Source organism: Nocardia blacklockiae, from assembly GCF_015477355.1.
Lineage (GTDB): Bacteria > Actinomycetota > Actinomycetes > Mycobacteriales > Mycobacteriaceae > Nocardia > Nocardia blacklockiae.
On the sequence record NZ_JADLRJ010000001.1, the window covers coordinates 859,732 to 883,035 of the forward strand.

At 73.0% G+C, this 23,304-nt stretch carries 23 protein-coding genes; 10 read left to right on the forward strand and 13 right to left on the reverse strand.

Going from position 1 to position 23,304, the window contains the following annotated elements; all coding sequences use genetic code 11:
• Positions 1–54 precede the first annotated feature (54 nt).
• On the forward strand, positions 55–837 hold the full coding sequence (locus IU476_RS03740; protein ID WP_195097441.1) for an ABC transporter permease: 783 nt from the start codon (positions 55–57) through the stop codon (positions 835–837).
• Positions 838–909: 72 nt separating this feature from the next.
• Here IU476_RS03740 and IU476_RS03745 read toward each other — a convergent pair whose 3' ends face one another.
• Positions 910–1,245: an RNA polymerase-binding protein RbpA gene (locus tag IU476_RS03745; protein ID WP_187688593.1), complete on the reverse strand. Its 336-nt coding sequence runs from the start codon at positions 1,243–1,245 to the stop codon at positions 910–912.
• A gap of 216 nt (positions 1,246–1,461) precedes the next feature.
• Between IU476_RS03745 and IU476_RS35855 the strand changes: the two genes are divergently transcribed.
• A complete protein-coding gene (locus tag IU476_RS35855) occupies positions 1,462–1,815 on the forward strand; it encodes a hypothetical protein (RefSeq protein ID WP_324193844.1) in 354 nt (117 codons plus the stop codon).
• 1,047 nt (positions 1,816–2,862) lie between these two features.
• Here the strand turns inward: IU476_RS35855 and IU476_RS03755 are convergent.
• Positions 2,863–3,549 carry a M23 family metallopeptidase gene (locus IU476_RS03755; protein WP_195096481.1) on the reverse strand — a complete coding sequence of 229 codons (687 nt, stop codon included), beginning with the start codon at positions 3,547–3,549 and terminating at the stop codon, positions 2,863–2,865.
• Between the two features lie 185 nt (positions 3,550–3,734).
• Between IU476_RS03755 and IU476_RS03760 the strand changes: the two genes are divergently transcribed.
• Positions 3,735–4,064, forward strand: coding sequence for an ArsR/SmtB family transcription factor (locus tag IU476_RS03760; protein ID WP_195096483.1), 330 nt, complete (start codon positions 3,735–3,737; stop codon positions 4,062–4,064).
• Here the strand turns inward: IU476_RS03760 and IU476_RS03765 are convergent.
• Positions 4,046–5,032 carry a glycosyltransferase family 9 protein gene (locus IU476_RS03765; RefSeq protein ID WP_195096485.1) on the reverse strand — a complete coding sequence of 329 codons (987 nt, stop codon included), beginning with the start codon at positions 5,030–5,032 and terminating at the stop codon, positions 4,046–4,048. The genes IU476_RS03760 and IU476_RS03765 overlap by 19 nt on opposite strands.
• Positions 5,033–5,385: 353 nt before the next feature.
• On the opposite strand from IU476_RS03765, the gene IU476_RS03770 reads away from it, so the two are divergent.
• Entirely contained in the window at positions 5,386–5,736 is a 351-nt protein-coding gene (locus IU476_RS03770) for a hypothetical protein (protein WP_195096487.1), read from the forward strand.
• A 139-nt stretch (positions 5,737–5,875) separates the two neighbouring features.
• A complete protein-coding gene (locus IU476_RS03775; protein WP_195096489.1) occupies positions 5,876–6,568 on the forward strand; it encodes a diiron oxygenase in 693 nt (230 codons plus the stop codon).
• On the opposite strand, the gene IU476_RS03780 is transcribed toward IU476_RS03775, so the two are convergent.
• Complete coding sequence (locus IU476_RS03780; protein ID WP_195096491.1) at positions 6,565–8,388, reverse strand: glycoside hydrolase family 15 protein; 1,824 nt, start codon at positions 8,386–8,388, stop codon at positions 6,565–6,567. The two genes, IU476_RS03775 and IU476_RS03780, sit on opposite strands and share 4 nt — an antisense overlap.
• Positions 8,385–8,753 (reverse strand): PLDc N-terminal domain-containing protein, encoded by a 369-nt coding sequence (locus IU476_RS03785; RefSeq protein WP_195096493.1) that lies wholly within the window; start codon positions 8,751–8,753, stop codon positions 8,385–8,387. Before IU476_RS03785 ends, IU476_RS03780 begins: the two co-directional genes overlap by 4 nt.
• A gap of 226 nt (positions 8,754–8,979) precedes the next feature.
• Here IU476_RS03785 and IU476_RS03790 point away from each other — a divergent pair, with 226 nt between their 5' ends.
• Both IU476_RS03790 and IU476_RS03795 read left to right on the forward strand, forming a co-directional pair.
• Complete coding sequence (locus IU476_RS03790) at positions 8,980–9,396, forward strand: DUF7144 family membrane protein (protein WP_195096496.1); 417 nt, start codon at positions 8,980–8,982, stop codon at positions 9,394–9,396.
• Positions 9,315–11,057 carry a SulP family inorganic anion transporter gene (locus tag IU476_RS03795; RefSeq protein WP_195096498.1) on the forward strand — a complete coding sequence of 581 codons (1,743 nt, stop codon included), beginning with the start codon at positions 9,315–9,317 and terminating at the stop codon, positions 11,055–11,057. The genes IU476_RS03790 and IU476_RS03795 overlap by 82 nt, the downstream gene beginning before the upstream one ends.
• Positions 11,058–11,141: 84 nt before the next feature.
• On the opposite strand, the gene IU476_RS03800 is transcribed toward IU476_RS03795, so the two are convergent.
• Together IU476_RS03800 and IU476_RS03805 are read right to left on the reverse strand one after the other, a co-directional pair.
• Entirely contained in the window at positions 11,142–13,751 is a 2,610-nt protein-coding gene (locus tag IU476_RS03800; protein WP_195096500.1) for a winged helix-turn-helix domain-containing protein, read from the reverse strand.
• A gap of 142 nt (positions 13,752–13,893) precedes the next feature.
• The gene (locus tag IU476_RS03805; RefSeq protein ID WP_195096502.1) at positions 13,894–14,250 is read right to left on the reverse strand and encodes a hypothetical protein; all 357 of its coding nucleotides are present in this window, start codon (positions 14,248–14,250) and stop codon (positions 13,894–13,896) included.
• 247 nt (positions 14,251–14,497) lie between these two features.
• Here IU476_RS03805 and IU476_RS37220 point away from each other — a divergent pair, with 247 nt between their 5' ends.
• Together IU476_RS37220 and IU476_RS03815 are read left to right on the forward strand one after the other, a co-directional pair.
• Positions 14,498–14,833 carry a WhiB family transcriptional regulator gene (locus IU476_RS37220; protein ID WP_195096504.1) on the forward strand — a complete coding sequence of 112 codons (336 nt, stop codon included), beginning with the start codon at positions 14,498–14,500 and terminating at the stop codon, positions 14,831–14,833.
• A gap of 149 nt (positions 14,834–14,982) precedes the next feature.
• Complete coding sequence (locus IU476_RS03815) at positions 14,983–18,354, forward strand: ATP-binding protein (protein WP_195096506.1); 3,372 nt, start codon at positions 14,983–14,985, stop codon at positions 18,352–18,354.
• Positions 18,355–18,365: 11 nt separating this feature from the next.
• Here IU476_RS03815 and IU476_RS03820 read toward each other — a convergent pair whose 3' ends face one another.
• Entirely contained in the window at positions 18,366–18,830 is a 465-nt protein-coding gene (locus IU476_RS03820) for a nuclear transport factor 2 family protein (protein ID WP_195096508.1), read from the reverse strand.
• 93 nt (positions 18,831–18,923) lie between these two features.
• On the opposite strand from IU476_RS03820, the gene IU476_RS03825 reads away from it, so the two are divergent.
• The gene (locus IU476_RS03825) at positions 18,924–19,886 is read left to right on the forward strand and encodes a GlxA family transcriptional regulator (RefSeq protein ID WP_195096510.1); all 963 of its coding nucleotides are present in this window, start codon (positions 18,924–18,926) and stop codon (positions 19,884–19,886) included.
• A 9-nt stretch (positions 19,887–19,895) separates the two neighbouring features.
• Here the strand turns inward: IU476_RS03825 and IU476_RS03830 are convergent, their stop codons facing one another.
• The 5 genes from IU476_RS03830 to IU476_RS03850 form a co-directional block, all read right to left on the reverse strand.
• On the reverse strand, positions 19,896–20,612 hold the full coding sequence (locus IU476_RS03830; RefSeq protein WP_195096512.1) for a 5-formyltetrahydrofolate cyclo-ligase: 717 nt from the start codon (positions 20,610–20,612) through the stop codon (positions 19,896–19,898).
• 113 nt (positions 20,613–20,725) lie between these two features.
• Complete coding sequence (locus tag IU476_RS35860; protein WP_228822986.1) at positions 20,726–21,055, reverse strand: hypothetical protein; 330 nt, start codon at positions 21,053–21,055, stop codon at positions 20,726–20,728.
• On the reverse strand, positions 21,052–21,330 hold the full coding sequence (locus tag IU476_RS03840; protein WP_195096514.1) for a hypothetical protein: 279 nt from the start codon (positions 21,328–21,330) through the stop codon (positions 21,052–21,054). Before IU476_RS03840 ends, IU476_RS35860 begins: the two co-directional genes overlap by 4 nt.
• Positions 21,331–21,491: 161 nt before the next feature.
• The gene (locus IU476_RS03845) at positions 21,492–22,688 is read right to left on the reverse strand and encodes a Dyp-type peroxidase (protein WP_195096516.1); all 1,197 of its coding nucleotides are present in this window, start codon (positions 22,686–22,688) and stop codon (positions 21,492–21,494) included.
• Positions 22,681–23,214, reverse strand: coding sequence for a copper chaperone PCu(A)C (locus IU476_RS03850; protein WP_195096518.1), 534 nt, complete (start codon positions 23,212–23,214; stop codon positions 22,681–22,683). Before IU476_RS03850 ends, IU476_RS03845 begins: the two co-directional genes overlap by 8 nt.
• Positions 23,215–23,304 lie beyond the last annotated feature (90 nt).

A 23,304-nucleotide genomic window follows, 5' to 3' on the forward strand; every position in this document is an offset into this window, starting at 1 on the left:
GCGACCGCGCCGGCCGTGGAGCGGGGCGTCGGCGAGATCTCCGCGCCGGTGCGGGTGTTCCGCGACAGCGCCATCGTCGCCTACCGCAACCTGCTGACCATCCTGCGGGTGCCGACGCTGCTGGTGACCGCGACCATCCAGCCGCTGATGTTCGTGTTCCTGTTCGCCTACATCTTCGGCGCGTCGCTGGGCGGCGGCCAGTACCGCGAGTTCCTGCTGGCGGGCATCTTCACCCAGACCGTCGCGTTCAACGCCGCGTTCACCACCGTCGGGCTGGCCAACGATCTGCAGAAGGGCATCATCGACCGGATGCGGACGCTGCCGATGTCGCGGCTGGCGGTGCTGATGGGCCGCACGCTGTCGGATCTGGTGGTGAACATCCTCGCGCTGGCGGTCATGGTCGGCTGCGGGTACGTCGTGGGCTGGCGCATCCACGGCGGCCTCGTCGACGCCGCGCTGGCGTTCGGGGTGATCCTGCTGTTCGCCTTCGCGATGTCGTGGGTGGGCGCGCTGACCGGGCTGCTGTCACCGAGTGTGGAGGTCGCGCAGAGCGCCGGGCTGATCTGGTTGTTCCCGCTGACGTTCGTGTCCTCGGCGTTCATCTCGAGCGAGACGCTGCCGGGGCCGCTGCGCACGATCGCGGCGTGGAATCCGATCACGGCGGTGGCGGCGGCGGGCCGCGAGCTGTTCGACAACGGCGCGCCGCCGTCGTTCACGCCGCCGCACGGCTGGGCCGCCGACCACTGCGTGCTGTACGCGGTGGCGTGCTCGCTGGCGATCCTGGCGGTGGCGGTGCCGCTGGCGTTGCTGCAGTACCGCAAGGTGGCCAGTCACTGACCGGCGATCGGAAACGAAAATGCCCCCTCGGTCCGCAGACCGAGGGGGCATTCGCCTGTGCGGCCGCGGGATTCAGCGTCCGCGACGGGTCTTGAGCAGTTCGAGGCGCTCCTGCAGGAGTTCCTCCAGTTCGTCCTTGGACCGGCGCTCCAGCAGCATGTCCCAGTGGGTGCGCGGGGGCTTGGTCTTCTTCGGCTCCTGGGTGGTGCCTTCGATCAGGATGCCTTCCTGGCCGTTGCGGCACAGCCAGGTGGGCGGGATCTCGGCGTCGTCGGCGAAGGGGACATCGAATTCCTCGCCGTTGTCGGTCCGGTACCGCGCCACCCGACGCGGCGCCAGGTCGTGGTCGCGGTCGGTCTCGTAGCTCACCGCTCCGAGCCGGCTGCCTCGGAGTACGCGATCTGCCATGGTGTGCGGTCCTCTCTAGCCTGTCGGCAACGTTTCTACACAAGTGTGAACGCGCGACGGCCTACTTCAGTTCCCGGCGACGGTCAACCCGAATATTCTAGTGGTTTCCGCCGGCGCACGCCGCCGGGGTGCCGGATACGGGGCCGGTCGGGGCGCCGCGGCGGTTCGCCCGGCGAGTCGTTTGCGTTCGGCCCGCGCGGGGCTATCGTGTCCGGCGTGCTTTGTACGCCCAGGTCAGGCCGTAACGTCCCCGATCGCCGCGTGTCCTGCCTGTGGTGCGGCCGCGAGATCGCCGAATCGGAGGTCGGCCGCCGCCGCCGGTACTGCCGCCAGTCGTGCCGTCAACGGGCCTACGAGCACCGGAAAGGCTTGGAGGGCACCGGGATTCCGGAGGACTCGGTGGTGCTGAGCGCTCAGGAGGCCGCCGATCTGGCCGACCGCTGGTTCGCCGCGCGCTGTGCGGCCGAGGATGTCGCCACCGCCGTCGCCGAGGGCGCGGACGCCGCCGAGTTGGCCGAGCTGACCGCCACGCTGGTCGCGCTGACGAAAGAGGCCGAGCGGCTGCGCTGAGCGTCGCGGCGAGCCCGCAGCGCGATGGCGACCACGGCGGCGGCGGATGCCAGGCCGATTCCGGCCGCGGTGAGCGCCGTCTCGGGATCCGGGTGCAGCAGCGGCTGGGCGCGCAGGGCTTGGCGCAGCAGGACCGCGAGCAGTCCGGCGTACCCGACGGCGAGCACGCCGACGAGGCGGGCGCGGGCGCGTTCGGTGAGCCACGGGTGCCGCCGCGCCAGCCAGGCCAGCGTCACCACGGCCGCGAGCAGCACCTGGATGCCGTGCAGTCCGGCGAAGTGCGGGACGCGCAGGTCGCCGCCGGTGGTGCTCCAGTGGGTGACCGGCATGCCGCCGCCGCTGTCGCGGACGGGGTCCTGGGTGTGGGTCACGGTGTGCCCCGCGGCGAGTGGCACCGGGTGGCCGTCGGCGTCGCGGGCGGTCTGCTCGCCGGTGAAGCCCATGAGGTAGCCGAGCGCCATTCCCGCGACCGCGAGCGCGAGCCCCGCGTGCACGGCGCGGGTGGTGGGCCGGTCGAGGATGCGCTGCCACGCGAGAATCAGCACGATCGCGAGGTTGGCGACGAACAACCCCGGCACCCCCGAGGCGAACACGATCTGCCCGATGTCGTTCACCCGGTCGGTGTGGTCGGCGTTGAAGTGGCTGAACGTGCCCCGCGCGGCCTGCAGCACGATGAACCCGACGTCGACGAACCCCGTCACCGCGAACACGGTCCCCAGCCACCAGGTGGCCCGAGCCCCCTTGTGCGGCAACGACAACAACCACGCCAACGTCGCCGAGTAGAGAAAGAACGCCACCCCGAACTTGAACGGCTTGAGCCACACCGACTCACCGAGCAACTGCCGATGATCGACGACCATGGCTCCCAGACAGAACAGCGCCAACACCCCCATCAGCCCGGTGGCCGCAACCAGCGGCCGATGCGAACGCCGAAGAGAGGCAACGGAACCAGCAATCGAGGACATGCCACGAACCTAGGAACCCCGCCCCCACAACCACGTCCCCCTCGAGTGCTGTCCCCACCCACTACCTCGGTACTACCTCACCTCAGTCCCTCACACCCCCCACTTCGATCCCGCGCCCCACCAGCCACGGCACCGGATCCATCTTCTCCCCGCCTTCCCCGGCCCACACCTCGTAGTGCAGATGCGGCCCCGTCGAATATCCCCGATTCCCCACGGTCGCAATGACATCCCCGGCTCGCACCTGCTGACCGACCCCGACCAGCACGTCGTTCACATGCCCGTAAACCCCCACGGTCCCGTCGTCCTGCCGCACCCGCACCCACATCCCGAACCCCGACGCGGGCCCGGCCTCGATGACGACCCCGTCGGTCACCGACGCGATCGGAGCCCCCAGTGCGTCGGCGAAGTCGATCCCGCCGTGCAATGCCCCCCACCGCAGTCCGAACACGGAGCTGAGCGCTCCGGCGACGGGCCGCACGGTGGTCGGCCGGGTGTCCTTGGCGGCCTTGGCCATCGCCCACTCGACGGGCATGGGGGGTACGGCCTCGGGCGGCTCGGCCACGGCGGCGGCCGTTGCAGATACCGGCGATTCGACGGTCGCCACGGCGGGCAGCGACTGCCGCACGGCCGCCAGTCCGGCCGCGGAACTGTCTCCCCGGCCCTCGACAGCGGTGAAGGTCCCCACCGAGGCCCCGACGACGGCGGTGAGCGCGACGGCCCGGGCAGCACGGCGGGCCCGGCGCGAAGATAACGGAACGGTCACGGGCATGGCTCGCAACCTACGACAGTTCCCGCCCGGTTCCGGCCTCGTGTCGTGACCGTCACAGCCCGGCAAACCCGCAGACGATCTCTCCGGTTCCGCTGACGAAGCGCAGGTAAGCCCGCGCCGACCGGGGCCGATCCGAGACCGCGCGGGAGTTGACCGAACGCCCTCGGGCGGCGCAGTCTGTGTTAGTGCAGACTAACGGAGTGCGTGCGCTGACGGCCTTGGCCGATCCGACGCGCCGCGCCATCTTCGAGGCGCTGCCGCAGGCGCCGCGCGCGGTGGGGGAGCTGGCCGCCGTGGTGGGGGTGAGCAGTTCGGCGGTCTCGCAGCATCTGCGGGTGCTGCGCGCGGCGCGGCTGGTGATGGTGCGCCCGCACGGCAACCGGCGGCTGTACTCGCTGGATCCGCGCGGGCTGGCCGACGCCCGCGACTACTTGGAGCAGTTCTGGCCGAGCGCGCTGGCGGCGTACGCGGCGGCGCTGTCGCAGGCGGGCGGCGCTCAGCCCACGCGGCGGTAGGTGGGGCTGCGCCGATCGGGTTCGGCGCCGGGCCACGGCCGCTTGCGGAACTGCTTGTCGATGGCGTCGATCACCTCGGGGACGCTGATCTCGAGCAGGCCGGGGTCGGGGGTGTCGGCGTGGTGGTCGCCGGTGCGCCCGGCCCACAGCACGACGTGGCGGCCCAGCAGGTGCGGCGGCGGGCCGCTGTGGCTGGGGGCGGTGGGCCCGAACAGCAGGACGGTCCGGGTGCCGAACGCCGTGGCCAGGTGCGCGACGCCGGTGTCGCCGCAGACCACCAGCGCGGCCTCGGCGACGGTCGCGGATAGCTCGATGAGGTTCTGCTGCCCGGCGAGGACCTGCCGGTGCGGCAGCCCGGCGCGCGCGGCGATGTTCAGCGCGATCTCGCGTTCGAATTCGTCGCCGGTGAGCACCACCTCGCGGCCCTGCACCAGCAGGTGGCGGACCACGGCGGCGAAACGCTCGGGCGGCCAGCGCCGGGCGGGGGACCCGGCGCCGATGTGCACGACGACGCAGTCGCGGTGGCTGGTGGTGGCGACCGGCGGGACCAGGCCGAGGTTGCGGCGGTCGGCGGCGATGCCGTCGGCTTCCAGGAGGTGACACCAGCGGTCGACGTCGTGCATGTCCTGCTGCCAGGCCGGCCCGGCCAGCTCGGGGAAGGCGGCGTTGCGGTAGGTGAGGATGCGGCGCGGATTGGTCTTGACCAACTCCACGATGCCCTCGGCGCCGGCGCCGTGCAGGTTGACCGCCAGCGCCGGGGCTTCGCCGTCGTAGCGCAGGCTCTCCGGGTCCGGGGTGGGCACCATCGCGTCGACGGACGCGATCAGATCGACGATCGGCTTGAGCCGGTGCGGCGCGGCCAGCGCGATGTGATCATGTGGCCTGGCCCGGCGCAGCGCGCGTAGTGCCGGGACCGCGGTGAGCAGATCACCGAGTCCGCGTGCGCGCAGCACGAGTACAACCGCCACCCTCTTCTCCTAGCCATCCACCGAGCGACCCACGACAACCCGACCCACTTCGCCCCCGTGCCCGCAGGACACGGCATGGACTTGAGAGAGCCACTTGGAGAGGACTACCCGAGGCATGCGACAGCGAAACGCGTAATCGCGGCGATCGGCGTCGCGGCGCGCTACTCGCCGGGGACGGACTTCCGGCGGCGGGGTCTGGGCAACTTATCGGCCGGTTTCCCGCGTACGGGCGGCTCAATCACGGGCTCGGCGGTATGTTTCGGCGGCGGCCGATGCGCATCGTCCGAAAGACGGTGATTCCTACTACTACCGAGTGTCGTTGACGGGGTGTCGATCAACTAGGCTGTGCGGTCATGACATTCGTGTACAACCTGGTCGTCGCGGCGCACTTGCTCGGCCTGGCCGCCGTCATCGGCGGCTACGCGTCGGGGCGGCCGAAGGTGAACGAGGTGATGGTCTGGGGCGCGCGGGCGCAGATCCTCACCGGCCTGGCGCTGGTGGGCATGGCCGACGGCATCGACTCGCTGGACAAGAACCTGGTGATGGCCAAGGTCGTCGTCAAGCTGGTGATCGCGGTGGCGGTGGCGGGCCTGGCCGAGGTGGCGCACGCGGACGCCAAGCGCGGGAAGACGATCGCGTGGATGGCCGACGCCGCGGGCGGGCTCGCGATCGTGAACGTGCTCGTGGCCGTGCTCTGGACCTGAGCTCGCGGTACGGCAGTGGCGGCTGCCGGGGCGCGTTGACAAGCGGTGTAACGGCGCTCACACTCGTGACTGTATTCGGGACCGCAGGCCTGCTCACCGTGCGATTCCGGTCATCCGGCGAAGCTCGTGAGGGACAACGATGTCCGACAGCGATCATGATCATCTCCCCGCCTTCGCGATACCGCGCATCCCGGCGCGCCGGTTCGGGCCGCAGCCGCACTCCGCGGCCCGCGACTCGTCCGTCCCGGTCTCGTATCTGCCCTCGGCCGACCTGGATCACTGTGCCCGCCACCGGGTCTCGCTGTACGGCAGCTGGCTGTGGCGGCGGCTGCACCCCGCCCAGCGCCGCGATCTCGGCCGGCGCGAGTGGGTGCGGCAGCTGACGGCGGGGATGTCCGCGCAGTCGGTGCTGCTGCGGTTACCGGCCGAGTCGGTGCCGGATCATGGTCGCTCGCACCGCAATTCGGTGATGTTCCTGCGGCTGGTCGCGGCCACCGGACCGGGCCCCGGTCAGCCGCCGCCCGTGCTGCGGCTGGCCGCGACGTGGCTGCCGCCGGGCCGGGAAGATTCCGGCGTGCTGCTGCTGGCCGAGCAGACCGCCGCCCAGCTGGCGACCGCGCTCGCCGACGACCCGCGGCGGCAGACGCGCATCCGGCACACGGCCCGGCTGCGACTGCACACGGGACTGCGGCACCTCGAACAGGCCCGCGACGAACTGGTCGCCGCCGTGAATGCCCGTGCGCCGGTGGGCGATCCGCTGCTGCGGTGGGCGCTGGCTGCGGCGCACGCGGCCGCCCACGCGCTGGTCCTGCACCCCGAACTGCGGCCCTAGCCGCCGGCGCGGTCGAGCGCGGCGTCGAGCGCCAGCGCGGCATCGATGAGCGCGAGATGGGTGAAGGCCTGGGGAAAGTTGCCGAGCTGCGCGCCGGTCAGCCCGATCTCCTCGGCGTAGAGGCCGACGTGGTTGGCGTAGGTGAGCATCTTCTCGAACACCAGCCGCGCCTGTTCCAGCTCGCCGGCGTGGGTGAGCGCGGTGACGTAGGTGAAGGTGCACAGCGAGAACGTGCCTTCGTTGCCGCGCAACCCGTCCGGCGCCGCCTCGGGGTCGTAGCGGTACACGAGACTGTCGGTGACCAGTTCCTCGCGCATCGCGGCGAGGGTGGACAGCCACTGCGGGTCGCGCGGGGCGACGAACCCGACCTGCGCCATGCGCAGCAGCGACGAGTCGAGCACCTCGCTGTCGTAGTGCTGGACGAACGCGCGCCGCCGCGGATGCCAGCCCTGCGCCCACACCTGGTGGTGGATGAGGTCGCGTTGCAGCCGCCACTGGTCGACGGGGCCGGGCAGGCCGTGACGGGCGGCGAGGCGCAGCGCGCGGTCGAACGCCACCCAGCTCATCACCCGGCCGTAGGTGAATTCGGCACGGCCGCCGCGGGTTTCCCAGATCCCCTCCTCGGGCTGGTCCCAATGCACGGTGAGCCATTTGAGCAGCCCGGTCACGGACTGCCAGCCGTCGTGGCCGATCCGCAGGCCGCGGCGGTCGCCCTGGTAGAGGGCGTCGAGCAGTTCGCCGTAGATGTCGAGCTGGAGTTGCCCGGCGGCGTCGTTGCCGATCCGCACGGGCCGCGAGCCGCGGTAGCCCTCGAGGTGGTCGAGGGTTTCCTCGCGCAGCCGCGCCGAACCGTCGACCCGGTACATGATCTGCAGCGGTTCGCCGGTGTCGCGGTAGCGGGCGCGCAGCCACTGCGCGAACGCGGCGGCCTCGTCGGTGAATCCGAGGGCCAGCAGCGACGAGATCGACAGCGACGCGTCGCGGATCCAGGTGAAGCGGTAGTCCCAATTGCGTTCGCCGCCGAGCTGTTCGGGCAGTCCGGCGGTGGCCGCGGCGACCAGGGCGCCGGTCGGGGCGTAGGTGAGCAGTTTGAGGGTGATCGCCGAGCGGTGCACCTGTTCGCGCCAGCGCCCCCGGTAGGTGCAGCGGGCCAGCCAGGTGTGCCAGAACCGGACGGTGTCGTCGAACAACGCCTCGATGTCGCCGACGGGGATCGCGTGCGGGGGCCGCGGCGTGCCGGTGTCGAGGACGAACCCGCGGACCTGCCCGGCGGCCAGCGGCAGCAGGGCGTGCAGTGCGGCGTTCTCGGTGACCTGGACCTGGGCGAGACGGGTGTCGCCGGGTTCGCGCACCGCGTGCAGGGTCAGGCCGAGGTCGCCGGCGTCGAAGGTGGCGCCGTCGGCGGTCGCGGTGGTGACGTGGGCGCGGCGGCCGTAGTCGAAGCGCGGCGCGACGTCGAGTTCGAAGGTGAGGTGCCCGCGCACGCAGCGCAGCATCCGCACCAGCCGGTGCTCGCCGGTGCCGGTGTGGCCGGCGGACGGCATGAAGTCGACGACCTCGCCGGTGCCCTCCTCGGTGAGGAAGCGGGTGATCAGGATCGCGGTGTCGGGGAAGTACATCTGCATGCTGCGGTAGGGCCGCTGGGCGGGCCGGATCCGGCAGTGCCCGCCCCGGCGGTGGTCCAGCAGCGCGGCGAACACGCTGGGCGAGTCGAAGCGGGGGCTGCAGAACCAGTCGACGGTGCCGTCGACGGTGACCAGCGCCGCGGTCTGGAGATCGCCGATCAGGCCGTGGTCGGCGATCGGTGGGTAGTCGCTCACGTGAACCTCCTGGTGATGCGGTCGAATTCGGCGTCGGTGAGCAGTCCCTCGTCGTGCAGCCGGGCGGCGTCGGCCAGCGGCGGGCTGTCGGCGCGGGCGACGCGGCGGATGTAGTCGGCCTCGGCCTCTTGGCGGCGCCGTAGGTCGGCGGCCGAGCGTTCCGCCATGGCCCGGCCGCGCACGATCAGATAGATCAGCGCGGTCACGAACGGCACGAACAGCAGGCACACCACCCACAGCGCCTTCGCCCAGCCCGGCAGCCGGTGGTCGCGGAACAGGTCGGCGAGGATCGAGAAGAGCACCATCAGGTACGCGACGAAGAAGAAGCTGACGATGATGAACCAGACGATGTCCCAGAACGACATCTCCCACATCCTTTCCTCCGGCCGCGCGCCGGGGCGGCGCGCGGCGGCGAGCGTACGGAATACGACTGTGCCGGAGCGGTTTTGCGGACTCTTCGTTCGCGGCGGATGAATTCCGGTCCGGGGCGCGGGAATTCGCGGTGGGTTCATCCGATTCGGGGGAAGCCGATTCCGGCGGCGCGGCGCAGGTTCGTAGGTGCGTCCACGACCGTCAGGAAGGGGTTGGGTCATGAAGGAGAGCGCGGACATCGAGCCGGTGTCGCATCGCACGGAGGTTCCCGCGGGGGTGATCGCCGCGGGAATTCTGCTGGTGACCGTCGGGGTGCTCGATATTCTGCAGGGCATTTCCGCGGTGGGCGCCGACCAGTTGTATGTGGTCGGCGTGGAGTACGTGTATCGGTTCGACACCACGGCGTGGGGGTGGATTCACATCGCGGTGGGCATCGTGCTGGTGCTCACCGGGATCGGGTTGATGAGCGGTGCGCGGTGGGCCCGGTGGGCGGCGATGGCGGTGGCGGCGCTGTCGATCGTCGCGAATTTCATGTCGCTGCCGTATTTCCCGGCGTGGTCGTTCCTGGTGATCCTGCTGGATGTGGTGGTGATCTGGGCGGTGGCGACCTGGCACATCCGGTCGCGGGCGCGTTGATCGGGCCGATCGGCGCTGTGCCGCACCGGCTTCCGGCCCGGTGGCGCGCGGACGCGGTGGCGGGGTTCGCGGTGTGGGCGGCGGCGGTGCCCGAGGCGCTGGCGTGCGCCGCGATCGCCGGGCTGCCGCTGACGGCCGGGTTGTACGCGCTGGCGCCGGCGCTGCTGCTCTACGCGCTCGCCGGGCGGTCCCGGCAGCTGGTGGTGGGGCCGACCCCGGTGACCGCGGCGCTGTCGGCGGCGGTGGCCGCGCCGCTGGTGGTCGCGGGCGGGCGGCCGGTGGCGGTGCTCGCGGGGGTGGCGCTGGTGTGCGGTGTGGCCGGGGTGGTCGCGGGCGGGCTGCGGCTGGGGTTCGTCGGCGCCGGTATTCCGCGGCCGGTGCGGCGCGGGTTCGGTGCGGGGCTGGCCGTGGTGGTGGTGATCGGGCAGTTGCCCGCGCTGCTGGGTGTGCCGGGGACGCACGGATTGCCTTGGCGGCAGGCCTGTTTCGCGTTGTCGCAGGCGGAGTCGTGGCAGTGGCGGGCGGCGGTGCTCGGCGGCGGCTGCCTGGTGCTGGTGCTGGTGTTGCAGCGGTGGCTGCCGCTGGTGCCGGCGTCGCTGGCGGCGGCGGTGACCGGGGTGGCGGTGGCGCGGCTGCTGCTGTGGGGCGAGCCGGGGATGCTCGCGGTGGAGCGCCTGGAACCGGGGCCGCCGCCGCTGGGGTGGCCGCAGGCGATCGCGCCGCGCGAGTTGCTCGTGGTGCTGGGGCCGGCGCTGGCGGTGCTGGTGTTCGCCTTCGCCGAGGGGCTGGCCGTCGCCGAACGCCTTGCGGTGCAGGACGGTTACCGGGTCGCGGCGCATCGGGAGCTGTTCGGGCTGGGCCTGGCGAATGTGGGTGCGGCGCTGTGTTCGGGGCTGCTGGTCGGCGGGAGCCCGGCGCAGACGGCGATGTTGCGCGGCGCGGGCGCGCGCAGCCGGTGGGCGGGGCTGGTCGTCGCGGCGCTCACGCTGGTGACACTGCTGACGCTCACCGGCATGTTCGAGGGGCTGCCGCGGACGGTGGTCGCGGTGATCGCGATCGCGGCGGCGGTGCGGCTGGCCGATCCTGCCGATCTGCGCCGGCTGCTGCGGATCTGGCGGGAGCGGCGCACGGGCATCTACGCCGACACCGCGCGCGCCGATTGCGCGGCGGCCCTGGCGACGGCCGTCGCCGTCCCGCTGCTCGGCGTGCTGGCGGGCCTGCTGGTCGGCCTGTGCTGCGCGTTGCTGTTGCTGCTGCACCGCTGCACCCAGCCCACGCTCGTGGCGTCCGGCACCGGCCACGTCCCCGCTGTCGCGCCTGCGGGAGCCGAGGGCGTACGGGACACCCGCGTGCTGATGGTGCGGGTGGAGTCGGCGGCGCATTTCGCGAACGCGGACCGCCTGCGCGATCGGGTCGCCGCGCTGTGCACCCCGCGCACCAGACTCGTGGTCCTCGACACCGACGACTGCCCGGTGATCGACGTGACCGCGGCCCGCACCCTGGGCGAGCTGAGCGCCGCCCTGGCCTGGCGCGGCATCGCGGTCCGCCTGGTGCGCCGCACGGCCCGCGCGGGGGACGCCTCGGCCCAGGCGTGGGCGGCGGGCGGCCCGATCCGCGTCTATCCGACGGTGCGCGCGGCGGTGGCGGGTACGCCCGGTTGAGCGCGGCGGCGGCCCGGCTGAGGTGTCGCGGTGTGTGGTGACATCGGTTGTGCCGCAGCCGGTTCGGTGTGCGAGACCGCGCGCTCACAGCAGCCCGGTGCGCCGTGCCGAGTCCAGCGCGTCGGCGCGGTTGCTGGTGCCGAATTTGGCGTGGATGCCGCGCAGGTGGGTTTTCACCGTGTTGATGGACACGCCGAGGACCTCGGCGATCTGCTGGGCGGTGCGGCCGGAGGGGAGCTGGTCGAGGACGGTGCGTTCGCTGGCGGTCAGCCGGGGCGGGTGGTGGCTGCGGGTGAGGGCGGGGTGGCGGCGGATCCGGGCGGCGAAATCGTTGTCGTGGCCGAAGGTTTCGCTGTGCGCGTCGAGCAGTTGCGCGGTGCCGGGCACGTCGAGGAACGGGCGCAGCAGGCGTTGCGGCGCGGCGTGGCGCACGGCGGCGGTGATGGCGGTGCGGGCCTGGGGCGCGTTGCCGAGCGCGGCGTGCGCGGCGGCGTCGAGGACCCACGCGGTGATCGCGTTCGGCGCGGGCCCGGCGGTGGCGAGCAGCGGCTCGACGAGGGCGTGGGTGGTGGCGGGCCGCTGCGCGAGGGTGAGCGCGGCGCGCGCCAGTGTGAGATCGGGGGTGTCGCCGAGGACGGTGCCGGCCTGTTCGATGAGCAGCCGCGCCGAGTGCGCGGCGTCCACGCGCAGCAGCGCGCACACCACGTGCGGGAGCAGCCGGGCGGCCACGGTGGGTTGCGGCAGGGGGCGGCGCAGCAGGACCACGGTGGCGCGGCGCAGGGTTTCGGCGGCGGTGTATCTGTCCGCGGCGACGTCGAAGTCGAGCAGGGCGGCGACGACCTCGAGATGCCGCCCCGGTGTGCCGGTGGACCCCGGGCGCGGCGCCTGCTCTCCGCGCAGGTAGCCGCCGAACGCCGAGAGTAGTTGTGCCCGTTGCGTTTCGGTGTACTCGCCGAGTCCGTGCCGGGCGGCGACGGCGAGCGCGTGGTCGGCGTGCCCGCGCATCCGGCCGGTGGCGCCGCGCACGCCGGCGACGGCGGCCAGCCGCACCCGGGTCCGCACGGCCAGGCGGGGGTTGTCCGCGCAGTCGGCCAGGGCCAGGGCGCGCCGCAGCTGCCGGTCGGCGGTGGCGAGGTCGTCGTGGGCGAGGGCGACGGTGCCGAAGCGCAGTGCCGCGTAGCCGTCGATCTCGGGCTGCCCGGTGGCGGGGACGCGGGCGGGAATGCGGAACTCGGCGAGCCCTACCCCGGTGGCCAGGGCGATGCCGGCGCTCACCGCGGAGGTCAGCAGCGCGATCCAGGTGTCGGGGGCGAGGGTTCCGGTGCCGTCGGGGCGGCGGTGCAGCAGGTCCAGGCGGGTGATGGCCTCGGCGACGTCGTGGCGTTCGAGGGCGTCCACGGCGCGCAGCGCGTGCAGCAGCGGCTCGCCCGCGGCGACTCCGGCGCGGTCGAGCTGGCGGAACAGATCCGGGCCCTGTCCGTCGAGGACGAGCCGGATTCCGTTGCCGCGCAGGAACTCCGGCAGTTCCGGCGCGTGCGGGGTGCGCAGCAGGTGGTGCAGCGCCGAGCGCGGCAGGCCCGCGGTCCGGTACCAGTCGGCGGTGCGCAGGTGCAGCGTGTCGACCTCGTGGTCGCGGCGCGCCTCGGCGAGCAGGTGGGTGCGCAGCAGCGGGTGGTAGGTGTGCCAGAGGTCGCCGTCGCGGGCGTGGCGGGTCATCGGGAAACCGAGGCGTGTCAGTTCGTGCAGCACCGGCACGGCGTCCTCGCCGGTGAGCCGTTCGGCGAGGGCGGCGGTGAAAGCGCCTGGGACGCTGGTGATCCGAGCGAAGCGGCGAAGGCGGTCCGGCAGCGGCGCGAGGACCTCGTCGCTGAGGAAGTGCGCGATCGGCGCGGGCGCCTCGGCCAGTTCGGTGAGCGCGGTGGCGCCGTCGTCGCGGGCGGCGAGGTGTCCGGCGGCGAGGGTGATGAGCGCGGGCCAGCCGCGGGTCAGGCCCATCAGCATGGCCAGTTCCCCGCCGGTGAGGGCGCGGTGGCGCTGGCGGCACAGCTGCGCGGCGCGGTCCTCGCTGAACGCCAGGTCGCCCGCGTGCACCCGGGAGACGCGCCGGTCGAGGTCCACGGCGTGCCAGCGCAGGGCGGGTTCGTGCCGCGCGGACAGCACGGTGGTGAGGTTGGGCGGCGCGCCGGTCACCAGCCGTTGCAGGTAGGCGAGGTCGGCGGGTGCGGTGAGCGCGTGGGCGTCGTCGATGACCAGCACGGTGGGGCGGGCGTGGTCGTGCACCGCCGCCAGCAGCCGCGCCGCCCGGTCCCGCGGGTCGCCGTCTCCGGAAAGCGTTGCGGCGGAGGCTGTCTCGTCGTCTTCGAGAAGCGTTGCGGCGGAGGCTGTCTCGCCGTTCTGCCGCCCGGGGTCGGCCAGTCCGAGGGCCGCGGGCACCGCCCGGTGCAGGCCGGGCGCGGCGGACGCGCGCACCCACCCGACCCGCAGGCCGGGGTGGGCGCCGCGCAGGTGCCGCCCGGCCCACTGGGCGACGAGCACCGTCTTGCCGGTGCCCGCCGCGGCGGTGACCAGCAGCACCGGGCCGCCGCCGCGCCCGGCCGTCGCGGCGTCGAGGCGACCGTACAATTCCGGTCGCGGAACGACCGGGAATGCGAATTGCGGAAACGTCGTACTCGTCGAAATGGATGATTCGGGCATCCGCCCCTCCCTGGATTCGCGAGGAACCGCATTCGGCTGTCGAAATATGGCCAGCACAGTGTTCGGCAGCGCGCTTCCGGAATTCTTTCGGCGGACTCCGGGCAACCCGCACCCCGGGCGCGCGCCCGGGGTGCGCGGCGGCTCAGATCCCGGTCGGCACGGGGACGAACGGCGCGTAGTCGCACACGTGCCCGTCGGCCCAGTCCCACGTCGAGGCGCTGTCCACCGCGACGCCGTGCTGCAGGTGCAGCCGCCAGCCCGCCGGGGTCTTCTGCCAGATGTCGCCGTCGCGGTCGCGATACCAGCCGGGATCGGGCGGCTCCGGCGTCGCGGGCAGCGCCCGGCCCGGCGCGGGACCGCCCGGGTCGGGGGCCGACAGCAACTGGGCGGCGAGTTCCATGACCCGGTCGGCGACCGCGAGCAGGCCCACCAGGACGGGGCCGCGCGTGTGGTCGGCGTTCGGGCGGGCGGGCGGTCCCGCGGGTACCGGTATATCCATGTCCGTCAACTCCTCCGATAGTGGAGACATATTCCGGAGGATTTTCCGACGGTCGGCTTCCGTATTTCTTCCGCACTGATTTCGGGACACTTACCGGTGACTTCGGATCTATTTCGTTGTCGTTTCGTAATTCGGTGCGGTGCGGATTTCGGGCTTTACCGTGAATACAGTGGCCGCATTCCGCGGCGCCCGGCCGGGCGGCGGGCGGGGCATCCGCTCGGGCGGGACGGGAACGGGAGGTGATCGTGTGAACTGGCGAAAAGAGGCGGCCTGCCGCGACGCGGTGCCGGGGCTCTTTCATCCGCCGCCGCCACCGCGGGGAGACCCGCGGCAAGCACTCGCTTACTGCCGCCGGTGTTCGGTCGCGGCCGACTGCGCCAGGCATTCGCTGGCAGTCGGGGTTCCGGGTGGGATAGCGGCCGGAGTATGGCCGGCCGGTGATCGCGACAGCGCCGCGCAATTGCGCGTCATGGCGACCGGGCGCGGCCGGTTGCGGCGTTGTCTGCGCTGCTGGCGGCTCGTCGGGCCGGAATCCGGACAGCGAATGTGTGACCTCTGCGGGTTCGCGGAGATTCCGGCGTGAAACGCGGAACTTGTTGTCGCTCAAGCAGTTTGCTGGACTATCTAGGTCGGGGTGGATTTGTCAACCCGCGCGGCCGACGGTAATTTACCGAACTACTTTGAAGATTATTCGTGCTTTGCCAGCCCAACGGGTCGGAGGGGCGTCGCGAGATGATGTCGGATCCACAGGTTCAGGTGTTCGGTCCATTGCAGGTCTTGCTCGGTGGCAGGACCGCCCGCATCGGCGCGGGCCGGCAACGAGCGATACTCGGTCGGTTGGTACTGGCCGGTGGTAAATCGCTGGGCGCGGACCGGTTGGTCGAAGACGTGTGGGAAGGCTCCCCGCCGCCGCACGCGCCCTCGGTGCTACAGGTCCAAATCCACAATCTGCGCAGAATCCTGGAACCCACGCGAAGACCGCGCACGCCCGCGCGGATTCTCGTCTCCGAGGGCAGCGGGTACGCGCTGCGATTGGATTCGGGAAATGTCGACGCGTGGCGGTTCGAGGCGTTGCTGCGGCAATACGAGGACCGCGTGCACGCGGCCCCCGGACCGCCCACCGCGGCGGAACGATATCGAATGCTCGACGCCGCGTTGGCGTGCTGGCACGGGGCCGCGTTCGAATCGTTCGCCGACGCGTCGTGGGCGGGCGCGGAATCAGCGCGACTGACCGATCTGCGGGCCACCGCGATCGAGATGCGCGCCCAGGCCGCACTGGAATTGGATCGCGTCGGCGAGGTGGTGGCGGTGCTGCGCCGGCAGGTGGAGGAATTCCCGGGCCGCGAGGAGAGTGCGCGCCTGCTGGCCCTGGCCCAATACCGGCAGGGCCAGCAGGTGGAGGCGCTGGCCACGGTGCGGCGGGTGCGCGACTATCTGCGCGCGGAGTACGGCATCGATCCCGGCCCGCGCCTGGCCGCACTGGAATCGGCGTTCCTCAACCACACGGTCGTGCCCGACTTCGCGCCCGACGAGTCGCGGACCGCGCCGCTGCGCCCCGCGCCGGTGCCGCGGCTGCCGCCGCCCGACACCCCCGACGACGAGCCGCCCCCGGCGTCGGACACCAGCTGCTATCCCGTCGAGCACACCGCCATCACGGCGGCCGCGCACGCGGTGCGCGCCTCGGGCACCCGCCTGGTGTGGGTGCTCGGCGACGTCGGCGCCGGCAAGACCACCCTGGTGTGCGCCGTGGCCGCGGAGCTGGCCGACGCGGGCTGGACCACCACCTACGCCAAAGTTCCCGAGGTCGACGGCGCGCCCGCGGCGTGGATGTGGCGGGAGATCCTGGCCGAGCTCGGCGGGGAATCGGTGCTGTCGCAGGACTTCGCCGACACCGCGGACCCGTTCACGATCGTGCGGGCGGTGGCGAAGCGGTGCCGGGAGCAGGCCGGAACCGGGCCGGTGGTGATCGTCCTCGACGACATGCACCGCTCGGACGCGGCCAGCCTGCAGGTGCTGCGGCAGCTGGTGAGCTGGCTGCACCGCGAGCCGGTGCTGGTCATCGTGACCGCGCGCGGCCCGGAGCTGCCGTCGCCGCTGCGCGCCACCGAGGCGGCGCTGGCCGACCGGGTCGCCGAACGCATCGAACTGGCGGGACTGGACTTGACCGGCACGCGGGCGGTGGCGCGGGGCGCGGGACTGGTCGCCCTGGACCGCGACGCGCTGCAGTCGCTGCACCGCCGCACCGGCGGCAATCCGCTGTTCGTCCGGGAACTGTCGAAATACATGGTGGCGCAAGGGGAGTCGCGGGTGCTGCCGGGCAGCGTCCGCGCGGTGCTGAGCGAACGCATCGACCGGCTGCCCGCGGGCGCGCTCACCGTGCTGCAGCACCTCGCGGTGTGGGGGCGCGCGATCGACCTGGACGCGCTGGCCGCGCTGGCGGGCGCGGAGGAGGGGGAGGTGGTCGACGGCGTCGACACCGCGGCCGCGGCCGGGCTGGTCGGGTTCGACGCCTACGGCCGCATCGCGCTGGACCACGCGCTGATCCGCGACACCGTCTACGACGGCATCCCGCCGCTGCGCCGCCGCCGGATGCACTGGGCCGCCGTGGAATTCCTGCGCCGCCGCCACGACGGCCCGGGCGACGCCGCCGACCTGACCGGACTGGCCCAGCACGCCGCGCGCGGCGCCACCCGGGCCACGGCCCCGGTCGCCCTCGGCTACGTGCTGGCCGCCGCGCACCGCGTCGGCACCCGCGCGGGCGCGGCCGAACAGTGGCAGGCGGCGCTGGCCCTGCACGAGCTGGCCGGGCACGGCGGCGAGACCGCCGACCCCGAGGACCGCGCCGCCATGGTGGCCACGCTGTGCTCGCTCACCGCGGCCCTGGCCTACAGCGGCCGCACCGGCCCCGCCCGTAACGCGCGCGCCCGGGCGGTGCAACTCGCCGAATCGCTCGGCGACCGGGCCCTGCTGGTGTGGGCACTGACCTGCTGGCGGGCCCCGGTCGTCTGGGGCGTCCGCGACTGGCGCACCCCCGACCCGGACCTGCTGCGCGCCCTGGAAACCGCACTGGCCGAAGCGGATTCGCCGGAGGAACGGGCCCGGCTGCTGCTCACCCTGGTGCTGGAGTCCGAGGCGGCCGGCGACGCCGACCGGGTACACCGATGGGCGGTGGCGGCGGTGTCGGCGGCCGAGCGGACCCGGGACGCGGAACTGCGCTGCGCGGCGCTCAACGCCCTGGCCTACGCCGTCACCGGCCCCGCGATGCTGGACGGCTGGGGTCGCGTCGCCGACGACCTGCTGCGCGCCGCCCGCGCCGCGCACCTGCCCGAATATCAGGCCGTCGCGCACTACCTGCGCTTCCGCGCCGCGTGCCGCGACACCGACCTCCCGGCGGCTGCGGCTCACGCGGCGCGCGCCCTCGAATACGCCTCCGCCGGGCAGCTGCGCCCGCTGCTGGACCTGCTGCAGGCGTTCACCGCCGTGACCGCGGTGCTGCGCGGCGACCTCGAGGCCGCCGCCGCCGAATACCGGCGCTTCGACGCCCGGCTGCGGCAGTCCGGCGTAGCCAACGAGGACGAGGCGCTGCTCGCCGGTGCGCTGACGGTGGCGTGGGCGCGCGGCGACCTGTCGGGGCTGGCACAGCGGGTGGGCGCGCTCTACGCCGTGGAACCGGACCTGGTCGCGCAGCTGTACGCGCTGACCCTCGCGCACGCGGGCGACCGCGACGGGGCCCGCGCGGTGTTCCATCGCCACCCGGTCGTCCGCCCGGACTTCTACTTTCCGCTGACCGCGGTGTTCCGCGCGCGCACCGCCATAGCGCTCGGCGAGACCGGCGCGGCCGCGGACCTGCTGGCGCGGCTGCGCGACCACTCCGGCACGATGGTCGGATTGGCGTGCGGCACCACCGTTCTCGGCCCGGTCGACGACGTCCTCGCCGATCTGGCCGAACTCACCGGCGACCCGGCCGCGGCCCGCACCTTCCGCCGCCGCGCCGCCGCCCTGGTCCGCCGCCTCCGCGCCGACCTCGAGAACCTGGACTCCGAGGCGGCGGCCGACCGCAGCGACGCGGCCGAGAACCCCGACCCGGAACTGGTCTGCGGCTGAACGGCACCCCCTCACCGAAGCGGCAGCGCCACACCGCGTTCCGCGTCCGGCCGGGGACCGAAGATCCGACGCTCCGCCGCGGTGATCGAGGTGTCGTTGATACTCGCCTCACGCCGCCGCATCAACCCCGCGTCGTCGAACTCCCACAGTTCGTTGCCGTAGCTGCGCCACCACCCGCCCGCCGCGTCGCGCCACTCGTACTGGAACCGCACCGCCATGCGGTGGCCGCGGAACCCCCACAGCTCCTTGCGCAGCGCGTAATCCAGTTCGCGCTCCCACTTGCGGGTGAGGAAGGCGACGATCTCGTCGCGGCCGGTGACGAACTCGTCGCGATTACGCCACACCGAATCCGGGGTGTAGGCCAGCGCCACCCGGCGCGGGTCGCGAGTATTCCAGGCATCCTCGGCCAGTTGCACTTTCGCGCGGGCGGCCGTCTCGTCGGTGAACGGCGGCAGGGGAGGGCGGTCGGTATCCATGCCTTCAGCATCGTCCCGCGCACGCACGCCGGCCATGACCATCCGGACAGGAACCCCACACATTCGGACACCGCCGATTGCTACCGTCGAGGCATGGTGAACAGGCAGATGGCCGTGCTGGCCTTCGACGGCGTGCGACTGCTGGACGTGTCCGCGGTCCTGGAGGTGTTCAGCACCGCGAACACCCTGGGCGGCCACTACCGGACCGTGTTGTGCTCACCGGCGGGCGAGCCCGTCGACACCGCCTCGGGCACCCGGCTGCACGTCGACGCCGCCTACGCCGACCTCGACCGTCCGCACACCCTGCTCGTCCCCGGCGCCCCCGCCCTGCCGCGCCGCCCGGCCCCGCCCGCACTGCTCGCCGCGATCACCCGGCTCGCCGGTCGCTCGCGGCGGGTGGCGTCGGTGTGCACGGGCGCCTTCGCCCTCGCCCAGGCCGGCGTCCTCGACGGCCGCCGCGCCACCACCCACTGGCGCCACGCCGCCACACTGGCCCGCGCCTACCCCTCGATCACCGTCGCACCCGACGCCATCTACGTGCGCGACGGCGCGGTCACCACCTCCGCGGGCGTCAGCGCGGCCCTCGACCTGTGCCTGGCACTGCTCGAAGAGGACGAGGGCGCCGACCTGGCCCGCGAGGTCGCCCGCGACCTGGTGGTGTTCCTGCAACGCCCCGGCGGCCAGTCCCAGTTCTCGGTGGCCTCGCGCACCCCGGCCCCGCGCCGCGCGGAACTGCGCACCGTCCAGCAGGCCGTGCTCGCCGACCCGGCCGGCCACCACTCGCTGCCCGCCATGGCCGCCCGCGCGGGCGTCGGCGTACGCCAGCTGACCCGCCTGTTCCGCGACGAATTGGCCACCACCCCGGCCGCTTTCGTGGAATCGGTCCGGCTCGAGGCGGCCCAGGCCATGCTGGAATCCGGCGAATCGGTCACCGCGACCGCGCGCCGCTGCGGACTGGGCAGCGACGAATCGCTGCGCCGCGCCTTCCTGCGCCACCTCGGCGTCACCCCCTCGGCGTACCGGGCCCGCTTCCGCACCGCCGCCCGCCCCGCCTGACACCCCGCCTCAGCGCAGCGCGTACCGCGCGGCCAGCGCCGGGATCGCGGCGATCTTGTCCGGCGGCAGCGCATCCCAGTCCAGCCCCGCCGGGCGATAGGGCTCCGCGCACCGGATCACCGACTCCGGCGTCACGATCAGATCGAGCCGGCAGTCGTGCTCGGCCTCCGGCAACTCCTCCTCCACCACCTGCAACCCGTGCACCGTGGTGGCGATCGTGGTGTGGGCGTCGATCAGCCCGACCTCCTGCAGCAGCGCGATCTCGATATCGGAGTAGCCCGCGCCCTTGCCCAGCCGCACCCCCCGCCGATTCACCGCCACACTGCCCAGCACGATCAGATCGACCGGGCGCATCTCGTCGACCTCCACGTTCCGCGCCACCAGCGCGGCGGTGTCCTTGCGCGCCGCCTTGGCCGGCGGCACCGGCAGCCGCTCGGGATCCAGCAGATAGAACGGTTTCGCCGCGGCCAGCCGCGGACACGCCATGTAGATCGGCTTCCCCGCCTCCAGCGCCCGCCGGCGCACCGGGAACTGCGCGGTATCGGGCACGGTGGTCACCACCCGCGCCGCCGACCACTCCGGCAACTCCGCCAGCAGCGCCGCCGCCGCCTCGGCCCCGTCGAACTCCGGAATGTTGCACGGCGCCTCCGGCGGGATCACCCGCTCCCGCGCCAGCAACGACCAGATCCGTTCGCGCACGGCCTGTTTCGCTCGATCGACACTCACTGCGCCACTCCTAGTCTCGTAGCCGTCGGCACCGCGGGACGGTCCGCTGATCGTCCGGGCGCCCGCCCGCCGACGGCCCCGGCCCCGCACGAGCCGCAGCGGCACGGACCGGCTCAGCCGGCGCGGCGCGGGGCATGCAGCCGCGCCAGGGCCATCCGGGCCTCGGCGCGGGAGATGAGCTGATCGTCGTCGAGTTCGGCGATGGCCGCCTCCAGCCATTCGCGCACCAGCGTCGAGAGCCCGATGCCGCGCTCGGCGGCCAGCTCCTTGAGCCGGGCGTGCAGCCGCAGCGGCAACCGGATCGAACTGGTGATCATGATGTCCTCGTCGGGACGCAGCGGCGGCGGCACCTGATCCGCGGGCACCGGGGCGTCACCGAAGGTCAACCGGTCCAGGAACGCCGTGACCTCCTGGGGGGTGGATGGCAGGTCCTTGTCGCTCATCGCCGGTTCTCCTCTTCCCACTGTTCGAACACCCTCAACTCGTCCGCGCGCATCACGCGGGCGCCGATGATCAACCACGTCCAGCTGTCCCGCCGGCGCGCGGCGACGATGAGCGGGCGACCGGCGTCGGTGCGGCCCCACAGGGTGAGCACCTCGACCGTGCCGTCGGCGGCCCGCCGCGGCCACCGCCGCGCACTGGCGAGGATCTGCCGAACCTCCGAGGTCTCGATGCCGACCAGGTGAGCCGTCGCCCAATCCGGCCACTCGAAACCCATACGCCGATACTACGCGCGTAGTAACCCCTGCTGGGGGCGTTACGTCAGGCGCATTCGGCACCCACCGCGGACGGCCCGGGCCCGGCTACCGCGGCGCACCCGACGCATACCCGCACGCCGTGCGCCGCAGCACCCGCTGCCGGACCCGGCCCGCACGCCGCTCAGCCTTCGAACAGCGACCGCCCGACGAACCCGCCCGGCTCCGCCCCGGGCGGCACCGCGAACACCGCCGACCCGACCGGCGTCGTCCACGTGTTCAACGCGTCGAACTCCGCCAGCCGCCGCTGCACCGGCAGGAACTGCGCGTCCACATCCCGCTGATACGCCGCGAACAACAACCCCGAATTCGACACCGCACCGGGCGCGGGCGCGTCGTCGTAGTTGTAGCCGCGCCGCAGGAACCGCTCGGACTCGGTGACGTGATGCGCCCGCGCGATATGCGACGACGCCGGAATCACCGGAATACCGAACCGGTCCACCGCCGCGAAATCCGGCTCGTCGAACTCCCGGGTCCCCGTCAGCGGCGCACCCGTGGCGACCCGGCGCCCCACACTGAGCTCCCGGCCCTCGACATCGAGCTCGTCCCAGGTGTCGAGATGCATCGCGATCCGCCGCAACACCAGCGACGTGCCACCCGACAGCCACGGCCGCACCGCCCCGTCGTCCCACACCAGCCGATCGAACTCGGCGGAACCGGGCGCGAGGTTGACCGTGCCGTCGACCTGACCCATCAGATTGCGCATCGTCGACCCGCGCGGCGCGTCCCGGAAGCCGCGCTGCACCCACCGCACCGACACCAGCGATGTCACGCTCTTGCACAGCACCCGCACCGCGTGCGCCACCGTCGTCACCTCGTCCGCGCACACCTGCAACAGCAGGTCACCCCCGCAGAACGCCGGATCGAGCCGATCGATCGGGAAACCCGGCAGCGGACGCAGCCACGGCGGCCGCGCCGCCGCCAGCCCCGCCGCGTCGAACAACCCGGGCCCGAACCCGATCGTCACCGTCAGCCGCGCGGGCCGCGCCGCCAGCTCCGGCTCGGTATCGGCCAGCGCCGGCCGCCCCGCCGTCAGCCGCGCCGCGTCGCCGGTCCAGATCCGCAACAACCCCACGATGTCCTCGCGCCCGGTGCCCGGCCGCAGATCCAGACCCACGAACGCCGCGTGCGACTGCGGCACGGTCGCCACCCCGCCCTGATGCCGGCCGTAGAACGGCTCGACCGCCACCGCCGGATCCGCGCCCGGCCCGGACCCGGCGGAACGCGTAGCGCCCCAGCCGATCCCGGCCGCCCCCGCGGCCCCGGCCGCGACGGCGCCCCCACCGAGCAGACGCCGCCGCGACAGTCTCCGCTCAGCCACCGTGCGCGGCCGAACTCGCCTCGCCGGCGGGAGCGTAGTTCTCCTTGTTGCCAGGGAAATCCCGCACCTGCGCGGTGAACGTCGCACTGGAACCGTCGGCGAACTTCACCGTCACCGGCACCTCCGCACCCGTCCGCAACGGCCCCGTCAGATCCATGAACATCAGGTGATCCGCACCCGGGGCCAGCGACACCGACCCGTGCGCCGGCACCACCAGGCCACCGGCCTTGGGCCGCATCACCTTCCCGCCCTCGGCGGCCACCGTCTCGTGAATCTCCATCCGCGCCGACGCCGGACTCGTCGCGTCGACGATCTGCGCCTCGGCATCCGAGGAATTGGTCAGCTCACCGAACGCCGCCGACATCCCCTGATCGGCGGCCTTGATCCACTGCTCGGTCACCACCACCGAATTCGCCTGCGCGGCAGGCGCGGCGGCCTGCTCCGACGAGCAACCGGCGACCAGCACGGGCACCACGAACGCCGCGGCGGCGACACCGGCCCAGCGCACAGAAGTAGAAACAGACATGAAAACTCCAGTTCGAGAGATTGGGGGAGAACACCGTCCGAACCAGATGTGCACACCCGCGCGCCAGGCCCGCGGACCGACGCCTATGCC